The organism is Acidovorax sp. LjRoot74 (assembly GCF_964254355.1).
Classification (GTDB): Bacteria; Pseudomonadota; Gammaproteobacteria; order Burkholderiales; family Burkholderiaceae_C; genus Acidovorax.
This window is the reverse complement of record NZ_CAXUTI020000001.1, coordinates 629,524-649,366: the sequence shown is the minus strand read 5'-3', so window position 1 is coordinate 649,366 and position 19,843 is coordinate 629,524. Positions and strand designations below refer to the sequence as shown.

Below are 19,843 nucleotides of genomic sequence, written 5' to 3'. Positions count from 1 at the left end.
TCGCCAATGGCGGTGGCGCCACCCCCTACCATCGGTGCATGCTCGACACATCTTTGCTGCTCACCGCCGCCTTCATCGCCGGCGCCCTTAATGCCGTTGCCGGAGGCGGCAGCTTTCTGACCCTGCCTGCTCTCGTCTTCACCGGTGTGCCGCCCGTGGTGGCCAATGCCACGGGCACGGTGGCGCTGCTGCCGGGCTACATGGCGGGGGCCTGGGGGTTTCGGGAAGACATGCAACCGCCGCCCGGCCTGTCCATGCGGGCAGTGGTGCTGCTGGCCCTCATTGGCGGATCGGCCGGGGCTGCGCTGCTGCTCATCACGCCCGACGCCACCTTCCGCAAGGTCGTGCCCTGGCTGCTGCTGGCGGCCACGGCGATGTTTGCGCTGGGCCCCCGGCTGCGCCAGTGGGCCGGTGCGTCGGCCCATGGCCCTGCCGCGCCGTGGAAGGCAGCCCTGGGCATGCTGGCCGTGGCAGGGTATGGCGGCTACTTCAACGGCGGGCTGGGCATCTTGCTGCTGGCGCTGTTTGGCCTGCTGGGGCAAACCCAGCTCAACGCCATGAACGGCATGAAGAACCTGGTCTCGGCCCTGCTCACCGCGATTGCGGTGGCCATCTACGCGGCGGGCGGCATCGTGCTATGGCCCCAGGCCCTGATGATGATGGTGGCCGCCACCGCAGGCGGCTACGGCGGCGCACGCGTGGCGCGCAAGCTGCCTGCCAACGTGCTGCGCTGGGGCATCGTGGCCACCGGGCTGGTGATGGCAGCGGTGTTCTTCTGGCGGCAGTGAGTAACAACGCCCCCGCCCCATCTCCCACGCAGGCGCCTACGCACGGCGCGGCGGGCAGCGCCCGCCCGCCAAAGCGCGTGCTGTGGGCCATGCTGCTGGCGCTGCTCACCGGCTTTGCGCTGAGCCAGGCGTTTCGCACCACGACGGGCATGGTGGCGCAGGGGCTGATGGCGGAGTTCGGGCTCTCGCCGAGCTCGCTGGGCGCGTTTGCCGGGCTGTTCGGCCTGTCGTTCGGCGTGGCCCAGTTGCTGATGGGTGTGGGGTTGGACCTGTGGGGCCTGCGGCGCACGGTGCTCACCGCCTTCCCGCTGGCGATTGGCGGGGCCGCGCTCTCGGCGGCAGCGCCCGGCTATGCGTGGTTGATGGTGGGCCAGCTGATGATTGGCGTGGGCTGCTCACCCGCGTTTCTGGCCTGCACGCTGTTCATTGCGCGGCATTTCCCGGCCGACCGGTTTGCCTACCTGTCGGGCGTGGCCATGGGTGTGGGTGGGCTGGGCCTGCTGTTCACTGGCACACCGCTGGCCTGGCTGGTGCAGCACGGCGGCGGCTGGCGCACTGGCTATGCCGTGCTGGCAGTGCTCAGCGCGCTGTCGTGGCTGCTGATCTGGCTGCGGGTGCACGAGCCCGCCCCGCTGGTGCCGCCCCCGGCGCAGCGCGAAACCTGGGGCCAGGCGCTGCTGGGCTTTGGCCAGTTGCTCACGGTGCCGCACACCTGGGGCATTCTGCTGCTGGGCATGTCGGGCTACGCTGCATTTTTGTCGCTGCGGGGCCTGTGGCTGGCGCCGCTGCTGATGGACCGCTACCACCTCACCCTGGTGGACAGCGGCAACGTCGCGCTGGGCCTGTCGCTGATTGCGCTGTTTGCCCCCGGGCTGGCAGGTCGGCTGGACCCGGGCGTCGGCCGCCGCCGATGGTGGATTGGCAATGCCTCGCTGCTGATGGCCGGGCTGTTCGCGCTGCTGGCCTTTTTGCGGGTGCACCCTGCGGCCAGCGTGGTGCTGGTTTTGTTGATGGGGCTTCTGTCGGGCTACGGCGTGCTGCAGTACGCCGATGTGCGCGCCTCGTACCCGCCCGCGCTCACGGGCCGGGCCCTGTCGGCCTACACGATGGCGATGTTTCTGGGCGTGGCGCTGATGCAGTGGTTCACCGGCATCGTGGCCACCGGCGCCCAGCGCCTGGGCTGGGATGCGCACACGGCCGTCATGCTGGCAATTGCGGCCTGGCTGGCGCTGGCATCGATGGCGTTTCGGGTGCTGCCTGTGTCGCCACTGGTCTCTTCGCAACAATCAGAACCAAAATAGCCCCTACCGCCCGTCCATCAAGCGCTAGCAGCTATCAATTTTGATGCATTGCAGGTGCCATCCGCAGCGGTATCGTCACCGGCCCGTCGTTGATCAGGTGCACCTGCATGTCGGCGGCGAACTGGCCGGTGGCCACCACGGGGTGGACTTGGCGGGCCTGGGCCACCAGGTAGTCATACAGGCGCCGCCCTTCGTCGGGCGCTGCCGCCTGGGTAAAGCTCGGGCGGTTGCCGCCGGTGGTGTCGGCCGCCAGGGTGAACTGACTGACCAACAAAAGACCGCCACCGATGTCCTGCACGCTCTGGTTCATCTTGCCCGCTGCGTCCGAAAAGATGCGCAGCTTGAGGATCTTGGCCAGCAGCTTGTCGGCCTCGGCATCGGTGTCGCCGCGCTCGGCGCACACCAGAACCAGCAGGCCCGCGCCGATGGCGCCCACGGTCTGCCCGTCCACATCCACACGCGCTTCGCGCACACGTTGCAATACGCTGATCACTTCACGGCATCCTTCACATCGTCACGGGGGTCGTCGAAATGCGCCTCCACATCGGTGGGCAGCAGCTCGATGGTGGCACGCAGGCCGGGCACGGCGGTCATCAGCGCGCGCTCGACCTGGCCGCGCAGCTCGGCGGCGTGGCGCAGGGTCCAGTGCGCAGGCATGTGCAGGTGCATGTCCACAAACTGGCGCTGGCCCGCGCGGCGGGTGGAGACATGGTCGAAGCGCACAGCGCCCGGCGCCTGGGCCGCCACAAACTGCTGCAGCGTGGCGTCGATGGTGGTCTGCACCTCGGGCTCCACTGCCGAATCCATGAGGCCCTGGGACGAGCGCCACACCAGCTCCACGCCCTCTTTCAGAATGTTCAGCGCCACGGCAATGGCCGCCACCGCATCCAGCCACAGCCACCCGGTCAGGGCCGCGCCCGCGATGCCCACCAGCACGCCAGCCGAGGTCCACACATCGGTGACCAAGTGGCGGGCATCGGCCTCCAGTGCGATGGAGCGGTGCTCGCGCGCCGAGCGGAACATCACCCAGGCCAGCAGCCCGTTGAGGGCCGAGCTGAGCACCGACAGCCCCAGGCCCCAGCCCACCTGCTCGATGGGTTGCGGGTCGAACAACCGGTGGCCCGCAGCCCAGAAGATGCCGGCCGAGACGCCGATGATGAGGATGCCCTCGAAGCCCGAGGAGAAATACTCGGCCTTGTGGTGGCCGTAGGGGTGGTCATCGTCGGCCGGGCGCTGGGCCACCGTCACCATGGCCAACGCAAACATGGCGCTGGCCAGGTTCACAAACGACTCCATCGCATCCGACAGCAAACCGACCGAGCCCGTGACCACCCAGGCCAGCGTCTTGAGGGCGATGGTGACTGCCGCCACAGCAATGGACGCCCACAGCAGGTTGCGGGGCGAAAGCCAGGGGTGGGATGTGGTGGAGGCGGCGGACATGGCGGTAGGTGAAGAAGCCGAAGCAGTGGCCAACAGGCGAATCAGAAATTACACCAGAGCCACCTTAAGCGCGGTTTAACTGCGGGCCCCGGCGTGGGCCCCATGCCAGAATCCGCGCATGTTCCCCGCCTGGCGCCGCCTTCTGCCCCCACACGCCCTGCACCTGCCCAGCCTGCTGCTGTGGGTGCTGGTGGCCGGCATTGGTTGCGGCTGGCTGGTGGTGGACCGCCTGCAGCAACTGCACGCGGCGTTCGAGACCGACGCACGCATCGTGCACCGGCTGCTAAGCCAGCGCGTGGTGCAGCACGACGCCATCATGGCCACGCTGGCGCTGCTGCAGCCTGCTGCCGCTGCGGCGGATGGCCCACACAACGCGGCCTCGCCCCTGCCCCGCCTCCCGTCGGTGTACCCGCAGATCCTGACCGTGCTGCAGCGCTCGGCCCACAGCGACTGGCCGCCTACGCTGCAGGCCGAGCTGGCAGCGGCAGAGGCCACATCACGGCGCACCGGCCACGCCGCGATGGCGGGGCTGAACCTGCCCGCAGGCCGCTTCTACCTGGTGCTGGCGGGCACACCGGCCAGCTACGCGCTGCACATCGACCTGCGCGCCGCCATCCCCATCGACGAGTGGCCCATGGACATGGCCACCAGCCCGGTGCGCGTGACGCTGGAGCAAAGCGGCACGGCCTTTGTGGTGCAGCCCGGCCAGGCCGACCGGGGCAACGGCATCCGCGCCTACGACTTTCACAAACTGTTGGCCGCCGCCAGCCAGCCGCTGGACGTGGTGGCCCGCCGCAGTGTGAGCCTGCACGAACTACCCTGGTGGCGCATGCTGGGCTGGTGCCTGCTGACCGCAGCGCTGTGGGCGGCAGGCCGCGCACTGTGGCGCCAGCGCGTGGCGCGCCAGCGGGCTGAAGAGCTGCTGCGCCTGGGCCAGGTGGCGCGGCTGAACACCCTGGGCGAGCTGGCCGCCGGCATGGCCCACGAGCTGAACCAGCCGCTCACGGCACTGCTCTCCAGCACGCAGGCCGCCCAGCGCCTGCTGGCCGACGACCCGCCCGACCTCGACACCGCACAGACCGCCATGGCCCGCGCCGTGGAACAGGCGCGCCGCGCATCCACCGTGGTGGGCCGCCTGCGCCGCCTGGTGGAGCGGCCCGACCTGGCAGGCCAGGCCCAGCCCCTGGCACTGCCCACCGCCGTGCAAGACGTGCTGCATCTGCTGGAGCCCGAACTGGCGCAGCGCGGCGTGGTGCCCGAGGTGTCTGCCGCAGCAGACTTGCCCCCGGTGCGGGCCGAACCCGTGGCCCTGCAGCAGATCGTCCACAACCTGCTGATGAACGCCCTGCAGGCGCTGGAGCAGGTGCCGCCCGCAGAACGCCAGCTGCGCCTGAGCATGGCGCGCGCGGAAAGTGGGCGGGTGACCCTGTCGGTTCGCGACCACGGCCCCGGCATCCCGCCCGAGGCGCGCCAGCACCTGTTCGAGCCCTTCTACACCACGCGCACCGGCGGGCTGGGCCTGGGCCTCACGCTGTGCGAGAGCCTGGCGCAGGCCATGGGCGCGCAGCTCGCCCTGGCGCCCGAAGCCACGCCCCCGTCCGCAGCACAGCGGGGCGCCGAGTTTGTGCTGACCCTGCAAGCCGCACCACCCACCGATGACCGATAGCGCCCCCTCCCTCTCGCCCCTGATCCACCTGGTGGACGACGATGCCGCCGTGCGCGAGGGCCTTGCCCTGCTCATCAGCACCGTGGGCCTGCGCGTGCAGACCTGGGCCGACCCGCAGTCCTTCATGGCCGGGTTTGACCGCGCCAGCATCGGCGCCATCGTGCTGGATGTGCGCATGCCCGGCATCAGTGGCCTCACGGTGCTGGAGCAGCTGCTGGCGCAGGGCGTTGACCAGCCCGTGATTTTGCTCACCGGCCACGGCACGGTGGAGATGTGCCGCCGCGCGTTCAAGACCGGCGCGGCCGAGTTTCTGGAAAAGCCGGTGGACGACGAGGTACTGATCGAGGCCCTGCAAAACGCCGTGCGCCAGCATGTGCGCTCGCGCGAGCGCCACCAGGCCGACCAGCAGGCGCGCGAGCGTTTTGCGCAGCTCTCGGCCCGCGAGCGCGAGGTGCTGGGGCTGATCGTGGAGGGGCTGACCAACAAGGAAATCGGCCGGGCGCTCGAACTCTCCCCGCGCACGGTGGAAACGCACCGCGCCAACCTGTTCGCCAAGCTGGGGGCAGAGTCGCTGGCGCAACTGATCCGGCGGTATGCGGCGCTGGTGGATGCCGCATCTTGAATCGGCCTGCAAAGGCCTTCCGTAGTTCTACGGAGGCCCGCGCGTAGCCGCCCGAATGGCTGAAAACGGCGGCAATTTTTACAGTTCTCCCACGGCGCCACAAAGGGTGGCACCGAACCAAAACACCGGAGAACACCATGCAAAGCACCCTCGTCAAAGCCGCCGCCATCACCCTGTCCCTGATCGCCACCGCCGCCAGCGCCGAAGGCGTGCGCACCGAGAAGAACATGTCGCTGGACCTGGCCACGCAGATCGCCGCCCAGACCGTGGCCACCTGCACCGCCAACGGCTACGCCGTGACGGCCACGGTGGTGGACCGCGCAGGCACCGTGCGCGCCGTGCAGCGCGCCGACAACGCCGGCCCCCACACGCTGGAAGCCAGCCGCCTCAAGGCCTACACCTCGGCATCTGCCAAGAACACCACGCTGGCCATGATGGAAGGCGCACAGAAGAACCCCGCTGCCGCCAACCTGGTGAACATCCCCGGCTACCTGTTGCTGGGCGGCGGCGTGCCCGTGAAGGTGGGCAATGAAGTGATCGGCGCCGTGGGCGTGGGCGGTGCGCCCGGCGGCCACCTGGACGAGCAATGCGCCGTGGCGGGCATCGCCAAGGTGCAGGATCTGCTGAAGTAATCACCCATCCTCACCCGCAACGCACGCCATCGGAGGCCCCATGAAGCCCTGGAACCTTGTTTTCGCCCTGGCCGCAGCGCTGGCCTGCGCCACCCCGGCCCAGGCCCAGGTGCCTCCCTCGGCGGCTGAAACAGCAGCCTACCAGGGCCTGCATGCGGCTGCGGCGCGGGGCGAGCTGCCAGCACTCTCCAAACTGATCGCAGCACGGGCCGATGTGAATGCCCGCGATGGCTACGGCCGCACGCCGCTGCATGTGGCCACCTTTGCCCGGCAGGCCGACGCGATCCGCGCCCTGACGCAAGCAGGCGCCGACCTGAACGCGCTGGAAAACGACCGCTACGACGCCATCACCATTGCCGCGGTGGCCGATGACGAGGCCACGCTGCGCCTGCTGCTGCAACTGGGCGCCAGCGCCCAACAGGTGACCAGCCGCTACGACGGCACGGCCCTGATCGCCGCCGCCCACCTGGGGCACGACGGCGTGGTGCGCCAGCTGATCGCCGCCGGGGCGCCGCTGGACCATGTGAACAACCTGCACTGGACGGCACTGATCGAATCCATCGTGCTGGGCAATGGCGGCCCGCGCCACCAGGCCACGCTGCAGGCCCTGCTCAAGGCCGGCGCCAGCCAGGCACTGACCGACCGGCAGGGCAACACGCCCCTGCAGCTGGCGCGCCAGCGCGGCTACAGCGCCATGGTGCAGATGCTGCAGACGGCTAGCGCGGCCAAATGAGGCGTCCGGGTTGGCGAGGGTGTCGCTTTGCCCGCAGGGCCTAACCCGACACGCCCCCGGGCGCGTCCAGCCCACCAGTCAACCGCTGGGTTGCGTGCCCCACCCAATCAGTATCAAATTAATAGCTACTCGCGCTTACTGGATGCGCGGAAACGGCCAATTTCATTCGAAATTTTCTTCGTTACCCGACACCAGCCGCGCTTTCACGCTCTTGCCTTTGACGCGCCCGCTGTTGAGCCGCTGCACGGCCTGGGCGCCAATCGCGCGGTCCACCGCGACGTAGGTGGAAAAGTCGTTCACATTGATCTTGCCGACCTGCTCGCGGGTGTAGCCCATGTCGCCGGTCAGCGCGCCCAGCACGTCGCCCGCGCGGATCTTCTCCTTGCGGCCGCCGATGATCTGGAGGGTGACCATGGGCGGCACCAGCGGGCCGCTGCCCGTGGGCGTGAGGTCCGCCAGCGGGAACCAGCGCGACTCACGGCCCTGCAGCTGCTCGATCTTGCCCACGCTGCCCATCTCATCCATGCTCGCCAGGTTCAGCGCCAGGCCTTCGGCATCGCCCCGGCCGGTGCGGCCGATGCGGTGGATGTGCACCTCGGGGTCGGGCGTCACGTCCACGTTGATGACGGCGGCCAGGTTGGCAATATCGAGGCCGCGTGCGGCCACGTCGGTGGCCACCAGCACCGAGCAGCTCTTGTTGGCAAACTGCACCAGCACCTGGTCGCGCTCGCGCTGCTCCAGCTCGCCAAACAGCGCCAGCGCGCTGAAGCCCTGGGCCTGCAGCACGCCCACCAGGTCGCGGCACTGCTGCTTGGTGTTGCAGAACGCAATCGACGAATCGGGCCGGAAGTGGTTGAGCAGCAGCGACACCCCATGCAGGCGTTCGCTGTTCTTCACCTCATACCAGCGCTGCTCGATCTTGCCTTCGGCGTGCTGCACCTGCACCGTGATCTGCTCGGGCGACTTCATGAACTGCGCACTGAGCTTGGCGATGCCCTCTGGGTAGGTGGCCGAGAACAGCAGGGTCTGGCGCTCCTTCGGGCACTGGCGCGCCACGGTCACGATGTCGTCGAAGAAGCCCATGTCCAGCATGCGGTCGGCTTCATCCAGCACCAGGGTGTTGAGCGCTTCGAGCGTGAGGTGCTGGCGCTCCAGGTGGTCCATCACCCGGCCGGGCGTGCCCACCACGATGTGGGCGCCGTGCTCCAGGCTCAGCATCTGGCCACGCAGCGGCACACCGCCGCACAGGGTCACGACCTTGATGTTTTCTTCGGCGCGCGCCAGGCGGCGGATCTCGGTGGTCACCTGGTCGGCCAGCTCGCGCGTGGGGCACAGCACCAGGGCCTGCACGGCAAAACGGCGGGGGTTGAGGTTGGCCAGCAGGGCCAGGGCAAACGCGGCGGTCTTACCGCTGCCGGTGCTGGCTTGGGCGATCAGGTCCTTGCCCAGCAAGGCGGGCGGCAGGCTGGCGGCCTGGATGGGGGTCATCGTGGTGTAGCCCAGCTGCTGCAGATTGGCCAGCGTAGCGGGGCTCAGGGCCAGCGTGCGGAAATCGGTGCTGGCGGGGGTTTCTTTGGAGGTCATGGCCCGATTATCCGGCCCGGGGTATCCGGGCAACTACCTTACGCTCCGTCAGGGGTATAGGCTATAACCATCAGACACGCACCGAGTGGGACATGCCAGATTCATCCAACGCAGCCAACCCCCCGGGCCAGGGAGGCTCCAGCGACTCGCTGCTGCGCCTGATTGCCGACTCGGTGCCGGCCCTGATGGCCTACTACGACCTGCCGGGCCTGCGCTGCCAGTTCGCCAACCAGGGTTACGCCGCCTACAACGGCCACAGCACCGAATCCATCCTGGGCCTGACCGTGCAGCAGGCCATTGGCGACAAGGCCTGGCAGGCGATCGAGCCGCATGTGGAGCGCTGTACGCAGGGCGAGCGCGTGAAATACACCCGCGAACAGACCCTGCCCAATGGAGAGGTGCGGATGATCGAGGTCAACCTGATCCCGCATTTTGGCGACGCAAGGCAACAGCTTGGCTCCTTCGTGCTCATCACCGACATCACCGAGCGCTGGCGCGCTGAACGCGAGGTGCGCCAGAGCGAAGAGCGCATGCGCAAGTTCACCGAGGCCACGGACGAGGCCATCGTGTTCCACCGCGACGGTCTGATCACCGACGGCAACGAGGCGCTGTACCGGCTCACGGGCTATGCCCTGCACGAGGTGCTGGGCCTGTCGATCTTCAACTTCATCAGCCCCGAATGGCGCGCCACGGCGCTCGAATACACCCGCAGCGGCCGCGAAGACCCCTACGAGGTCACCATCCGCCACAAGGACGGCCACGCCATTCCGGTCGAGGTGGTCGGCAAGACCATGCCGCTGCACCATGCGGACTACCGCATCGTGGTGGTGCGCGACATCACCGCACGCAAGCAGGCGCAGGAGCGCGAGGCCTTCATCGCGCTGCACGACACCCTCACGCAGTTGCCCAACCGGCATTTCCTGATGGAGCAGCTGTCGCAGGTGCTGTCGCTCGCGCGCAGGCGCCACGGCCGTGCGGCCGTGCTGTTTGTGAACCTGGACCATTTCAAGACCGTGAACGACTCGCTGGGCCACCACGCGGGCGACCAGCTGCTGCGCAACGTGGCCGAGCGCTTGCGTCAGGGCGTGCGCGATGCCGATGTGGTGGCACGGCTGGGTGGCGACGAGTTTGTGGTGGTGCTGACCGATGTGCAGAACCAGGACGACGTGGCCATGGTGGCCGACAAGCTGCTGGCCTCCATGCACGGGGTGTTCACGGTAGACCAGCTGCCGCTCACCATCTCGCCTTCCATTGGCATCAGCCTGTTTCCGGACCACGGCGGCAGCGCCGATATGCTGCTGCGCTGCGCCGATGCAGCCATGCACCACGCCAAGGAAAGCGGGCGCGGCAACCGCCAGTTCTATGTCTCCAGCATGGACGCCAGTGCCCTGGACGTGCTGCAGCAAGAGCGCCAGCTGCGCGAGGCCATTGCCCACAACCACTTCGTTCTGCACTACCAGCCCCAGATTTGCCTGGCCGACGGCACGCTGCAAGGCCTGGAAGCCCTGGTGCGCTGGCGCCACCCCGAACGGGGACTGGTGGGCCCGGACGAGTTCATCACCTTCTCGGAGTCCCGCGGCCTCATCACCCCCATCGGCCGCTGGGTGATGCGCGAGGCCTGCCGCCAGCTCAAGGCCTGGCAGGACCAGGGCCTGGCCCTGGTGCCCATGGCCGTGAACTTCTCGGCCCTCGAATTCCGTCAGCGCGACGTGGCCGCCGAAATCGCCGCCGTCCTGCTCGAAACCGGCCTTGCCCCTCAATACCTGGAGATCGAGCTGACGGAGTCCGTGCTCATGCACCAGACCGGCCAGGTGCTGGGCACCCTCAACGCCCTCAAGGCTTTGGGAGTGGGCATCTCCATCGACGACTTCGGAACAGGGTATTCATCGCTGGCCTACCTCAAGCGCTACCCCATCGACAAGCTTAAGATCGACCGCTCCTTCGTGGCCGACACCCCCGGCAACTCCGACGACGTAGCCATCGTCACCGCCATCATCCAGATGGGCCGCAGCCTGCAGCTCAAAACCGTGGCCGAAGGGGTGGAGACACAGGCGCAGATTGACCTGCTGGCGGAGCTGGGGTGCGACTTGATCCAGGGGTTTGTGGTGTCTGCCCCCTTGGACGCCGAGGCCACGGAGCGCTGGTTGCGCCGGTAAGCGCGCTTTTCGTCCGATTTTGTCGTCTGGCTTGTGGACAATAGGGGAATGCCCCTCATCCCCGACTTCATCGCACCCACCCGCCACACCGACCCCGCCGACGCCCTGGCCCAGGTGCAGCGCATCTACCAACAACAGATCGGACACCTGCGCGACGCCATGCAGCGTTTTGTGGCGGGCGAGACGCCCGAGGGCCCTGTGCGCGCCTTCTACCCGTTTGTGCGGGTGCACACCACCACCGTGGCGCGGGCCGACACCAAGCTGGCCTACGGTTTTGTGGAGGGCCCCGGGCGGTATGAAACGACGCTGACCCGGCCCGACCTGTTTGCCAACTACTACGCCGAGCAGTTCCGCCTGCTGCGCGCCAGCCACAACGTGGAGCTGGAAGTGGGCACCAGCACCCACCCGATCCCGATCCACTTCTCGTTTGCCGAACACGATCACATCGAAGGCACGCTGACCCAGGCCCGCCGCATGCTGATGCGCGACGTGTTCGACCTGCCCGACCTGGCCGCCATGGACGACGGCATCGCCAACGGCACCTGGCAGGCCGCGCCGGGCGAGGCGCAGCCGCTGTCGCTGTTCACCGCGCCGCGCGTGGACTACTCGCTGCACCGCCTGCGCCACTACACGGGCACAGCGCCCGAGTGGTTCCAGAACTTTGTGCTGTTCACCAACTACCAGTTCTACATCGACGAATTCGTGCGCCTGGGCCACGCCGAGATGGCCAAGCCCGACAGCGAATACATCGCCTTCATCGAGCCCGGCAACGTGGTCACGCGCCGCGTGGGCCTGAGCGCCGAGGCCGGCGACGAGCTGGGCGCCGCCCCCCCCCGCCTGCCGCAGATGCCCGCCTACCACCTGGTGCGCAAGGACGCGAGCGGCATCACCATGGTCAACATCGGCGTGGGCCCCGCCAACGCCAAGACCATCACCGACCACATCGCCGTGCTGCGCCCGCACGCCTGGATGATGCTGGGCCACTGCGCGGGCTTGCGCAACAGCCAGCAGCTGGGCGACTACGTGCTGGCCCACGCCTATGTGCGCGAAGACCATGTGCTGGACGAAGACCTGCCACTGTGGGTGCCCATCCCGGCGCTGGCTGAGATCCAGCTCGCGCTGCAGCAGGCCGTGGCCGATGTCACGCAGATCAGCGGCGCAGACCTGAAGCGCGTGATGCGCACCGGCACCGTGGCCAGCACCGACAACCGCAACTGGGAGCTGCTGCCCGACAACACCCCCCAGCGCCGTTTCAGCCAGAGCCGCGCCGTGGCGCTGGACATGGAGAGCGCCACCATCGCCGCCAACGGCTTCCGCTTTCGCGTGCCCTACGGCACCCTGCTGTGCGTGAGCGACAAGCCCCTGCATGGCGAAATCAAGCTGCCCGGCATGGCCAACCACTTCTACCGCGAGCGCGTGGACCAGCATCTGCGCATCGGCATGCGCGCCATCGAGATCCTGCGCAATGGCGGCGTGGACCGTCTGCACAGCCGCAAGCTGCGCAGCTTTGCCGAGGTCGCGTTTCAGTAAACCGCCCCCGGGGCCGCCGCGCATGCCACTGGATTTCCTCACCCTGATGACGGTCATGGCGGCCAACCTGTTCATGATCTCGGCCGCGCTGCCGCTGATCATGGGCCGGGACGTGAGCCGTGCGGCCCGCCATGTGCAGGCCAGCATGCTGCTGCAGGCGGTGGCCTGGGCAGCCATCATTGCCTCATCCACCCTGTGGGACCAAGCCCTCTCCACCCTGTCGATTGCCTGCAATGCGGCCGCGCAGTGGATGCTGTACCGCGCGCTGGAGGAATGGCTGGGCCCTCGCCCCCTGCGCCGCGTGCTGCTGGCGCTGGTGATTGCCGCGCCGCTGGGCTACACGCTGGGCTTTGGTCACTACGCATGGCGCGTGGGCTGGGCCAACTTTCTGATGGCTGCCATCCTGTGCATCGTGGCGCGCGCTACCCTGGCGCCTGTGGTCGCGTCCAACCTGCGCTGGCGCAGCCTGCTGCTGGGCTGCCTGCTCACTTCGGCCGCCTTCACTCTGGCGCGCGGCATGCTGGGCGCCTTTACCGACCAGTACCCGAGCTTTCGCACGCCCCACCCCGTGAACCTGGCCGCAGCCATGGCCACCAACGTGAGCCTGGTGCTGGGCACTGTGGCCCTGCTGGTCGCGTGGCGCGCCGAGGCCGAACAGAAACTGCGCACCCTGGCCATGACCGATGGCCTCACGGGCCTTCTCAACCAACGCAGCTTTGCCCAGCAGGGCGCCAGCCTGCTGGCCCACGCCGCGCGCCACCAGCTGCCCGTGACGGCATTGATGCTGGATGTGGACCACTTCAAGCAGATCAACGACACCCGGGGGCACGAAGCGGGCGACCGTGCGCTGCAGCTGTTTGCACGGCTGCTCGGCGACACCTGCCGCAGCGGCGACCTGATCGGACGGCTGGGTGGCGAGGAGTTTGGCCTGCTGCTGCTGCACAACAGCGCCCCGGCCGGCATGGCGTTTGACCGGCGACTGCGCCGGCGGCTGCATGCCGCGAGCGTGGCCGAACTGGGCTTTGCGCTGGACTACAGCGCCGGGCTGGCAACACCCGAGCTTGGCGAAACCGATCTGGCGGCGCTGATGGCACGGGCAGACCGTGCGCTGTACGAAGCCAAGGCGGCAGGCCGGGGGCGGCTGGTGGCTGCCAGCTGACGCCACTCGCCAGCATCTGGATGCCCTGAGAACCTGTTCTGAGGGCTTACGGAACGATCATCGCCCCCACATCACGCGCCGCACCGGCAGGCTCCAGAAGAAGGTGTTTGACCAGACTGTGTCTATCTTCAGCTGTGCGCTGCTGTGACAGAAATCGCTTGCCACTCAGGTGCTCGATGTCGATCTCAAACCCCACCAGTCGGCGGGCTGCGTCTTCCACAAACGAAGGGGATGCATCCTGCAAAGACCAGGGCAATGTGCGGCGCTCTTCTTGTGAACGGGTGAGTGCCTGTAGATGGGCATGCATCCACTGGCTGTCGTCTGTGAAGCGAATTGCACCGCGAGCTTGCACCGCCGCGTAGTTCCAGCTCGGGGCAAGGCGCCCGCTCCGCTGGCCGCTGACGTACCAGCGCGGTGAAATATAGGCGTTGGGGCTCTGAAAAACCACAAGCACCTGCCCGCCGTCACGCAGTGACCGGTGCAGCGTGTGCGCACGAGCGACATGCCCTTTCAATTGACCGCAGACGCCGTGCGCCACCCACTCCAGCGGCAGCAAGTTGGCCTCCAGCCCCTGCTCTGTCGTGGCCACCACAGTGGCAAGCGGGTAGGCACGCATGAGGCGGTGGCACTCGCCAGAGTCTTCTGGCTGAAAAAGGGGTTGGGTATACATAGACGGACCGAAGATGCCTGTTGCACATACAGCCGCAGTCTGGCCCATCTGCCGAGAGGTGTCTTGAACAGTTCGGACACGCTCAAGCGGGCGACGGTGCCAGGCGGACCAGGGGCGCTGGCGTTGGCACCGCAGGTGTGAAACCGCCAAATCGCCGGAATTCCCGGGTCATATGGGATTGGTCTGCATACCCTGCAGCAATGGCGACCTCGCCAATCGATGCGGTGCCGGTGACCAGCAGAGCCATAGCGCGCTGAAAACGCAATATGCCTGCCAGAGTGCGCAAGGGCAGGCCCACGACCGCCATCATGTCGCGGCGTAGCGTGCGGGCAGAGGGTGGCCCCCACGAAGTGGCCACTCCCTCGCCTTCGGTACCACGTTGCATGCAGTCAAGGACGTGAAGCACCCGCCCATGGGCTGGCGCTGCACGCGCACGCGACGCCAGCGCCCCAGCCACGGAGCGCAAAGCACTCTCCACACCGAGCAACGTGTTTTGCACGAGGATCTCCCGCGCCAGGAAGCCCAGACACCGCTCCACCTCGCTGCCGACCACCGTGCGATTGCGCACCGCGCTCGGCGCAATGCCCAGGCACGCACCGCCCCAACCGATATGAAACCGCACTCCGAGAATGACCGTCTGCGGGCGAAGCGCAACCACTGTAGGCGTCTGTGTCGGCCCCGCAATCACCAGCAAGACGGGTTTTGCAATGCCTTGCGGCATCACCACGCAGTGCACCACCAGATCCATGCGCCCGTCTGGCAACACCAGTTGCCGCCCCTCGGCCAGTGGGGTGTAGCACCACACAGCCTCGATTTTTTCGGCGTCCAGCGTGCCCAGGGGCAATTCGGCATAGCCAGCAATCGACCGGATGGATGGGTTTGTGTTCATGGCCACTCAAGGCTAGCACCTGGCGGCGCCAGCGCATATAACGAGCAGCTATCAAAAAATACTGGCGGTCATGGATTCGCACACAATCAACCCATGACCGCACTTTTTGAAGCCCTGCACCTGCGCAAGCGCTACGGCGAGACCACCGTGGTGGATGACGTGTCGTTTGCCATTGCCCCCGGCGAATGCCTGGGAGTCATCGGCCCCAACGGCGCTGGCAAGACCACCACCATCCGCATGTGCCTGGGCCTCACGGCGCCCGATGGGGGAGCCGTGCATTTCACGCCCACACCTGGCACGCCGCCCCTGCACATGCCACGCGACGCGCTGGCCATCAAGGCACAGCTGGGCGTGGTCACGCAGTTCGACACGCTGGACCCGGACTTCACCTGCGCCGAGAACCTGCGTGTGTTTGGCCGCTACTTTGGCCTCAAGGGCGCGGTGATGGACGAGCGCGTGCCGCAGTTGCTGGAGTTTGCGGCGCTGTCCCACAAGGCCGATGCCAAGCCCGGCGAGTTGTCAGGCGGCATGAAGCGGCGCCTGTCGCTGGCGCGGGCCCTGGTCAACAACCCGCGCCTGCTGCTACTGGACGAACCCACCACCGGTCTGGACCCGCAGGCGCGCCACCTGATGTGGGAGCGGCTGCAACTGCTGCTGCAGCAAGGCAAGTCCATCCTGCTGACCACCCACTTCATGGACGAGGCCGAGCGCCTGTGCTCGCGCCTGCTGGTGCTGGACCATGGCAAAAAAATCGCCGAAGGCCGCCCGCGCGAGCTGATCGCGCAGCACCTGGAGCCCGATGTGGTGGAAGTGTTTGGCGTGGGCGCCAAGGCCCTGGCGGGAGACGCCGCACTGCGCGCACTGGCGGCGCGCGTAGAGATCAGCGGCGAGACGGTGTTCTTCTACACCCAGAACGCCCAGCCGCTGCTGCAGGCCCTGGGCCAGCATGGGCACCTGCGCACCTTGCACCGGCCAGCAAATCTGGAAGACCTGTTCCTCAAACTCACAGGCCGCCAGATCCGCGAGGATGGCTGAGCGCTGGTGACTGCTGGCGTGCCGCCCACTGGCAGCGCCAGCCGAAAACGCTATTAAAACAATAGCTTAAATCGCTTACCTATCAGGCGGAGAAGGCCATTTTTACTTGAAGTTTATGCCTTCCGGGGCGTGACCTTGCCCGCCGCGAGCTTGGCGTTGCGGCGCGCGGTGTCCACATCTTCGGCACGCGCCAGCGCCACGCCCATGCGGCGCTTGGCAAAACTCTCTGGCTTTCCGAACAGGCGCAGGTCGGTGCCCGGCACGCGCAGCGCCTCATCCACGCCGTCGAACACAATGCCCTGAGCCTCCACGCCGCCGTAGATCACGGCGCTGGCGCCGGGGTTGCGCAGGCTGGTGTCCACCGGCAGGCCCAGGATGGCGCGGGCGTGCAGCTCAAACTCGCTCTGGTGCTGTGTGCACAAGGTGACCAGGCCGGTGTCGTGCGGGCGTGGGCTCACCTCGCTGAACCAGACGTTCTCGCCCTTCACAAACAGCTCCACGCCGAACAGGCCCTGGCCGCCCAGGTTATCGGTCACGGCCTTGGCGATCTGGCGAGACTTCTCCAGCGCGGCGGGGTGCATGGGGTGGGGCTGCCAGCTTTCCACATAGTCGCCGCTGACCTGCACATGGCCGATGGGGTCGCAAAAGCTGGTGGCGATCTGGCCGTCCGCCCCCACCGAACGCACGGTGAGCTGGGTGATTTCGTAGTCAAAGTCGATAAAGCCCTCGACGATCACGCGGCCGTGGCTCACGCGGCCGCCCGCCATGGCGTAGTCCCAGGCCTTTTGCACGTCGTCCGGGCCGTCGATCTTGCTCTGGCCTTTGCCCGAGCTGCTCATCACGGGTTTGACGATGCAGGGATAGCCAATCCCGCTATCAATCGCTGCCTGCAGCTCTTCCAGCGAGTTACAGAATTTGTAGGGGCTGGTGGGCAGACCCAGCGTTTCGGCGGCCAGCACGCGGATGCCTTCGCGGTCCATGGTCAGGCGCGCCGCGCGGGCCGTGGGGATCACGCGCACGGTGCCCGCGGCTTCCAGCTCTTCCAGCATGGGGGTGGCGATGGCTTCGATCTCGGGGACGACCAGGTGGGGTCGTTCGGCTTCGATCAGCGCCTTGAGCTGGGCCGGGTCGCTCATGGTGATGGTGCGCGCGTGGTGGGCCACCTGCTGGCCGGGGGCGTTGTCGTAGCGGTCCACGGCGATGGTTTCCACGCCCAGGCGCTGCAAGGCAATCAGTACTTCCTTGCCCAGCTCGCCCGATCCCAGCAGCATGACTTTGGTGGCGTGGGGGGACAAGGGCGTTCCGAGGGTGGTCATGGGTTGTGCTTTCTGCAAAAGCCGTAAAGAAGAAGAGGTGGCGACGACTGTAATCCAACCCGGCACGGAACCCGCCCCGGGATCCATGCCCTCATGGCAGCCATCCTGGGCCTGCGGACCACGGGATCAACATGGGGCAGTGGTTGCACTGCCAAATATTTTTTGCATCCACTGCATCCAAACGGTGTTTTCGTGGGTAGTACCTCCAGCAGCGCATCTTGTTGCTGCTGTCCTATCAACCCACAGACCAGAGAGAAACGCCATGACCTTCCACACGTCCCCCATCTCCCGCCTGCTGCCCCTGACGGGCGCCGTTGCCGCCGCCGTGCTGCTCAGCGCCTGCGGCTCGATGATGTCGTCGCCCAAGCCGGCGTTCTCGCAGGACAGCCTGCCCGACAGCATCAAGGTGCCCGCCGGCAACAAGGTCGCGATGGAAACCGTGGGCGTGGGCGAGATCACCTACGAATGCCGCGACAAGGCCAATGCCCCCGGCCAGACCGAATGGGTGTTCGTGGGCCCGAAGGCCGTGCTGAATGACCGCAGCGGCAAACAAGTGGGCACCTACTACGGCCCGCCCGCCACCTGGGAGTCGAGCGATGGGTCCAAGCTGACAGCCACCCAGCTGGCCGTGGCGCCATCGGGCACGGGCAACCTGCCCTACCAGCTCGTCAAGGCCAACCCCGCCATGGGCTCGGGCGCCATGACCGGCGTGACCTTCATCCAGCGCGTGGCCCTCAAGGGCGGCGTGGCACCCGCTGCCGCCTGCACCACCGCCAACAAGGGCGAGCGCCAGATCGTGAAGTACCAGGCCGACTACATCTTCTGGAAAGCCGCGTAAACCACGCCCGCGCAATCCCCTGCGCAGCGGGGGCTACCACCGGGGCGGTGACGGGTTTGCGGCTACGATGCGCCCACCCTTCAGCCACTGCCTCGCTGCCTGCACACCGTGCCCGACACCCCTGGCGATTTCGACTACGAAGCCACTCTGGCCGCCTGCGCAGCAGGTGACCGGCAGGCCATGCACCGCCTGTACCAACAGGAGGGTGCGCGGCTGCTGGGGATTGCGCTGCGCATCGTGCGCCAGCGCGCGCTGGCCGAAGACATCGTGCATGATGCCTGCGTGAACATCTGGACCCGCGCCGCCAGCTACGACGCGAGCCGGGGCAGTGCGCGCGGCTGGATCTACAGCGTGGCGCGCAACCTGGCCCTGAACGCCGTGCGCGACGGTAGCCGCCACGTGGATGTGGACGACACCACCACCCAAGCCCTGGAGGCCGACATGTCTGTGCAGGCCCACCACGAGGTCGAGGAAACCTTTGAACTCAACGCCAGCCTGGGCCGCCTGCAGCATTGCCTGGAGGCCCTGGACCCCGCCCGGCGCAGCTGCGTGCTGCACGCCTATGTGGACGGCTGCTCGCACGGCGAAATTGCCGAGCGCCTGGGCGCCCCGCTGGGCACCGTGAAGGCGTGGATCCGGCGCAGCCTGGTATCGCTGCGGGAGTGCATGGCATGACCGATGTGCGCAACACACCAACCACGCCCTCGCCGGAAGACCTCCATGTGCTGGCTGGCGAGTACGTGCTGGGCACCCTGCCCGCTGCTGAGCGCCAAGCCCTGCAGCAACGCCTGCCCGGTGACCAAGCACTGCAACAGGCGGTGGCTGAGTGGGACGCCCGCCTGCTGCCGCTGACCCAGCTGGCCGAGCCCATCACGCCGCCCGCTGCCTTGTGGGCGCGCATCGATCAATCGCTGCAAGCAGCCAGCCTGGAGCACACTGCGGCACCGGTTGCCGCACCACCCCGCGCCAACACCGAGCGCAAGCCGCCTGTGCGCTGGTGGGACCACCTGGGCCTGTGGCGGGCCCTCGCCGGCTCGGGCTTTGCCATGGCGGCGGTGCTCGCGGCGGTGCTCGTCACGCGCACCGCACCCGTGGCCGCGCCGCCGCAGTTCATGGTGGTGCTGGTCGCGCCGCAAGACAAGGCCCCTGGCTGGGTGGTGCAGGCCAGCTCGCCCCGGCAGATCAGCCTGATTCCGCTGGGTATGGCCGAAGTCCCCGCCGACAAGGCCCTGGAGTTCTGGACCAAGGCCGACGGCTGGAGTGGCCCCGTGTCGCTGGGCCTGGTGCAGCCTGGTCAGCCCCTGCAGATCCCGCTGGACAAGCTGCCGCCGCTGCAGCCCAACCAATTGTTCGAGCTGACGCTGGAGCCGCCGACAGGCTCGCCGATTGGCAAGCCCACGGGGCCCATTCAGTTCATCGGCCGCGCCGTCAAAGTGCTCTGACCGCCGCCGAGAGGGGGAGCGCCCCATACCAGCGACCGCCGC

Annotated in this window: 19 protein-coding genes; 13 read left to right on the top strand and 6 right to left on the bottom strand. The window is 67.7% G+C overall.

Translation table 11 applies throughout. From position 1 onward, the window contains the following. The first annotated feature begins 38 nt into the window (after positions 1-38). Together ACSQ3O_RS03035 and ACSQ3O_RS03030 are read left to right on the top strand one after the other, a co-directional pair. Positions 39-788, top strand: coding sequence for a sulfite exporter TauE/SafE family protein (locus ACSQ3O_RS03035; protein ID WP_436137807.1), 750 nt, complete (start codon positions 39-41; stop codon positions 786-788). After that, a complete protein-coding gene (locus tag ACSQ3O_RS03030) occupies positions 785-2,089 on the top strand; it encodes an MFS transporter (RefSeq protein ID WP_436137806.1) in 1,305 nt (434 codons plus the stop codon). The genes ACSQ3O_RS03035 and ACSQ3O_RS03030 overlap by 4 nt, the downstream gene beginning before the upstream one ends. A 34-nt stretch (positions 2,090-2,123) precedes the next feature. Here the strand turns inward: ACSQ3O_RS03030 and dtd are convergent, their stop codons facing one another. Together dtd and ACSQ3O_RS03020 are read right to left on the bottom strand one after the other, a co-directional pair. Then, positions 2,124-2,582: a D-aminoacyl-tRNA deacylase gene (dtd, locus tag ACSQ3O_RS03025; protein ID WP_436137805.1), complete on the bottom strand. Its 459-nt coding sequence runs from the start codon at positions 2,580-2,582 to the stop codon at positions 2,124-2,126. Then, entirely contained in the window at positions 2,579-3,529 is a 951-nt protein-coding gene (locus tag ACSQ3O_RS03020; RefSeq protein ID WP_137748721.1) for a cation diffusion facilitator family transporter, read from the bottom strand. Before ACSQ3O_RS03020 ends, dtd begins: the two co-directional genes overlap by 4 nt. Before the next feature lie 118 nt (positions 3,530-3,647). Between ACSQ3O_RS03020 and ACSQ3O_RS03015 the strand changes: the two genes are divergently transcribed. From ACSQ3O_RS03015 to ACSQ3O_RS03000, 4 genes are all read left to right on the top strand, one after another. Next, positions 3,648-5,195, top strand: a complete 1,548-nt coding sequence (locus tag ACSQ3O_RS03015) for a sensor histidine kinase (RefSeq protein ID WP_436137804.1) — start codon at positions 3,648-3,650, stop codon at positions 5,193-5,195. Continuing rightward, positions 5,185-5,817 (top strand): response regulator transcription factor, encoded by a 633-nt coding sequence (locus ACSQ3O_RS03010; protein ID WP_060985321.1) that lies wholly within the window; start codon positions 5,185-5,187, stop codon positions 5,815-5,817. The genes ACSQ3O_RS03015 and ACSQ3O_RS03010 overlap by 11 nt, the downstream gene beginning before the upstream one ends. A 137-nt stretch (positions 5,818-5,954) precedes the next feature. Further along, positions 5,955-6,449, top strand: coding sequence for a GlcG/HbpS family heme-binding protein (locus tag ACSQ3O_RS03005; RefSeq protein ID WP_436137803.1), 495 nt, complete (start codon positions 5,955-5,957; stop codon positions 6,447-6,449). A 40-nt stretch (positions 6,450-6,489) separates the two neighbouring features. Then, a complete protein-coding gene (locus ACSQ3O_RS03000; RefSeq protein ID WP_436137802.1) occupies positions 6,490-7,182 on the top strand; it encodes an ankyrin repeat domain-containing protein in 693 nt (230 codons plus the stop codon). Positions 7,183-7,344: 162 nt separating this feature from the next. Here the strand turns inward: ACSQ3O_RS03000 and dbpA are convergent, their stop codons facing one another. Next, positions 7,345-8,766 (bottom strand): ATP-dependent RNA helicase DbpA, encoded by a 1,422-nt coding sequence (gene dbpA, locus ACSQ3O_RS02995; protein ID WP_436137801.1) that lies wholly within the window; start codon positions 8,764-8,766, stop codon positions 7,345-7,347. 92 nt (positions 8,767-8,858) lie between these two features. Here dbpA and ACSQ3O_RS02990 point away from each other — a divergent pair, with 92 nt between their 5' ends. Genes ACSQ3O_RS02990 through ACSQ3O_RS02980 form a run of 3 tightly spaced genes read left to right on the top strand, consistent with a single transcriptional unit; the run spans position 8,859 to position 13,611 of the window. Further along, positions 8,859-10,922: a putative bifunctional diguanylate cyclase/phosphodiesterase gene (locus tag ACSQ3O_RS02990; RefSeq protein WP_436137800.1), complete on the top strand. Its 2,064-nt coding sequence runs from the start codon at positions 8,859-8,861 to the stop codon at positions 10,920-10,922. A 48-nt stretch (positions 10,923-10,970) separates the two neighbouring features. After that, complete coding sequence (locus ACSQ3O_RS02985; protein ID WP_436137799.1) at positions 10,971-12,452, top strand: AMP nucleosidase; 1,482 nt, start codon at positions 10,971-10,973, stop codon at positions 12,450-12,452. 22 nt (positions 12,453-12,474) lie between these two features. After that, entirely contained in the window at positions 12,475-13,611 is a 1,137-nt protein-coding gene (locus tag ACSQ3O_RS02980; RefSeq protein WP_436137798.1) for a GGDEF domain-containing protein, read from the top strand. A 46-nt stretch (positions 13,612-13,657) separates the two neighbouring features. Here the strand turns inward: ACSQ3O_RS02980 and ACSQ3O_RS02975 are convergent, their stop codons facing one another. Together ACSQ3O_RS02975 and ACSQ3O_RS02970 are read right to left on the bottom strand one after the other, a co-directional pair. After that, positions 13,658-14,281, bottom strand: a complete 624-nt coding sequence (locus tag ACSQ3O_RS02975) for an FMN-binding negative transcriptional regulator (RefSeq protein WP_436137797.1) — start codon at positions 14,279-14,281, stop codon at positions 13,658-13,660. Between the two features lie 82 nt (positions 14,282-14,363). Beyond that, positions 14,364-15,170, bottom strand: coding sequence for a helix-turn-helix domain-containing protein (locus tag ACSQ3O_RS02970; RefSeq protein WP_436137796.1), 807 nt, complete (start codon positions 15,168-15,170; stop codon positions 14,364-14,366). 93 nt (positions 15,171-15,263) lie between these two features. On the opposite strand from ACSQ3O_RS02970, the gene ACSQ3O_RS02965 reads away from it, so the two are divergent. Then, positions 15,264-16,205 carry an ATP-binding cassette domain-containing protein gene (locus ACSQ3O_RS02965; protein ID WP_436137795.1) on the top strand — a complete coding sequence of 314 codons (942 nt, stop codon included), beginning with the start codon at positions 15,264-15,266 and terminating at the stop codon, positions 16,203-16,205. A 113-nt stretch (positions 16,206-16,318) separates the two neighbouring features. On the opposite strand, the gene purT is transcribed toward ACSQ3O_RS02965, so the two are convergent. Further along, a complete protein-coding gene (purT, locus tag ACSQ3O_RS02960) occupies positions 16,319-17,521 on the bottom strand; it encodes a formate-dependent phosphoribosylglycinamide formyltransferase (RefSeq protein ID WP_436137794.1) in 1,203 nt (400 codons plus the stop codon). 262 nt (positions 17,522-17,783) lie between these two features. Here purT and ACSQ3O_RS02955 point away from each other — a divergent pair, with 262 nt between their 5' ends. From ACSQ3O_RS02955 to ACSQ3O_RS02945, 3 genes are all read left to right on the top strand, one after another. Further along, on the top strand, positions 17,784-18,359 hold the full coding sequence (locus tag ACSQ3O_RS02955) for a DUF3455 domain-containing protein (RefSeq protein WP_436137793.1): 576 nt from the start codon (positions 17,784-17,786) through the stop codon (positions 18,357-18,359). Between the two features lie 108 nt (positions 18,360-18,467). Then, positions 18,468-19,034 carry a sigma-70 family RNA polymerase sigma factor gene (locus ACSQ3O_RS02950; RefSeq protein WP_436137792.1) on the top strand — a complete coding sequence of 189 codons (567 nt, stop codon included), beginning with the start codon at positions 18,468-18,470 and terminating at the stop codon, positions 19,032-19,034. After that, a complete protein-coding gene (locus ACSQ3O_RS02945) occupies positions 19,031-19,801 on the top strand; it encodes an anti-sigma factor (RefSeq protein ID WP_436137791.1) in 771 nt (256 codons plus the stop codon). Before ACSQ3O_RS02950 ends, ACSQ3O_RS02945 begins: the two co-directional genes overlap by 4 nt. The last annotated feature ends 42 nt before the right edge of the window (positions 19,802-19,843 follow it).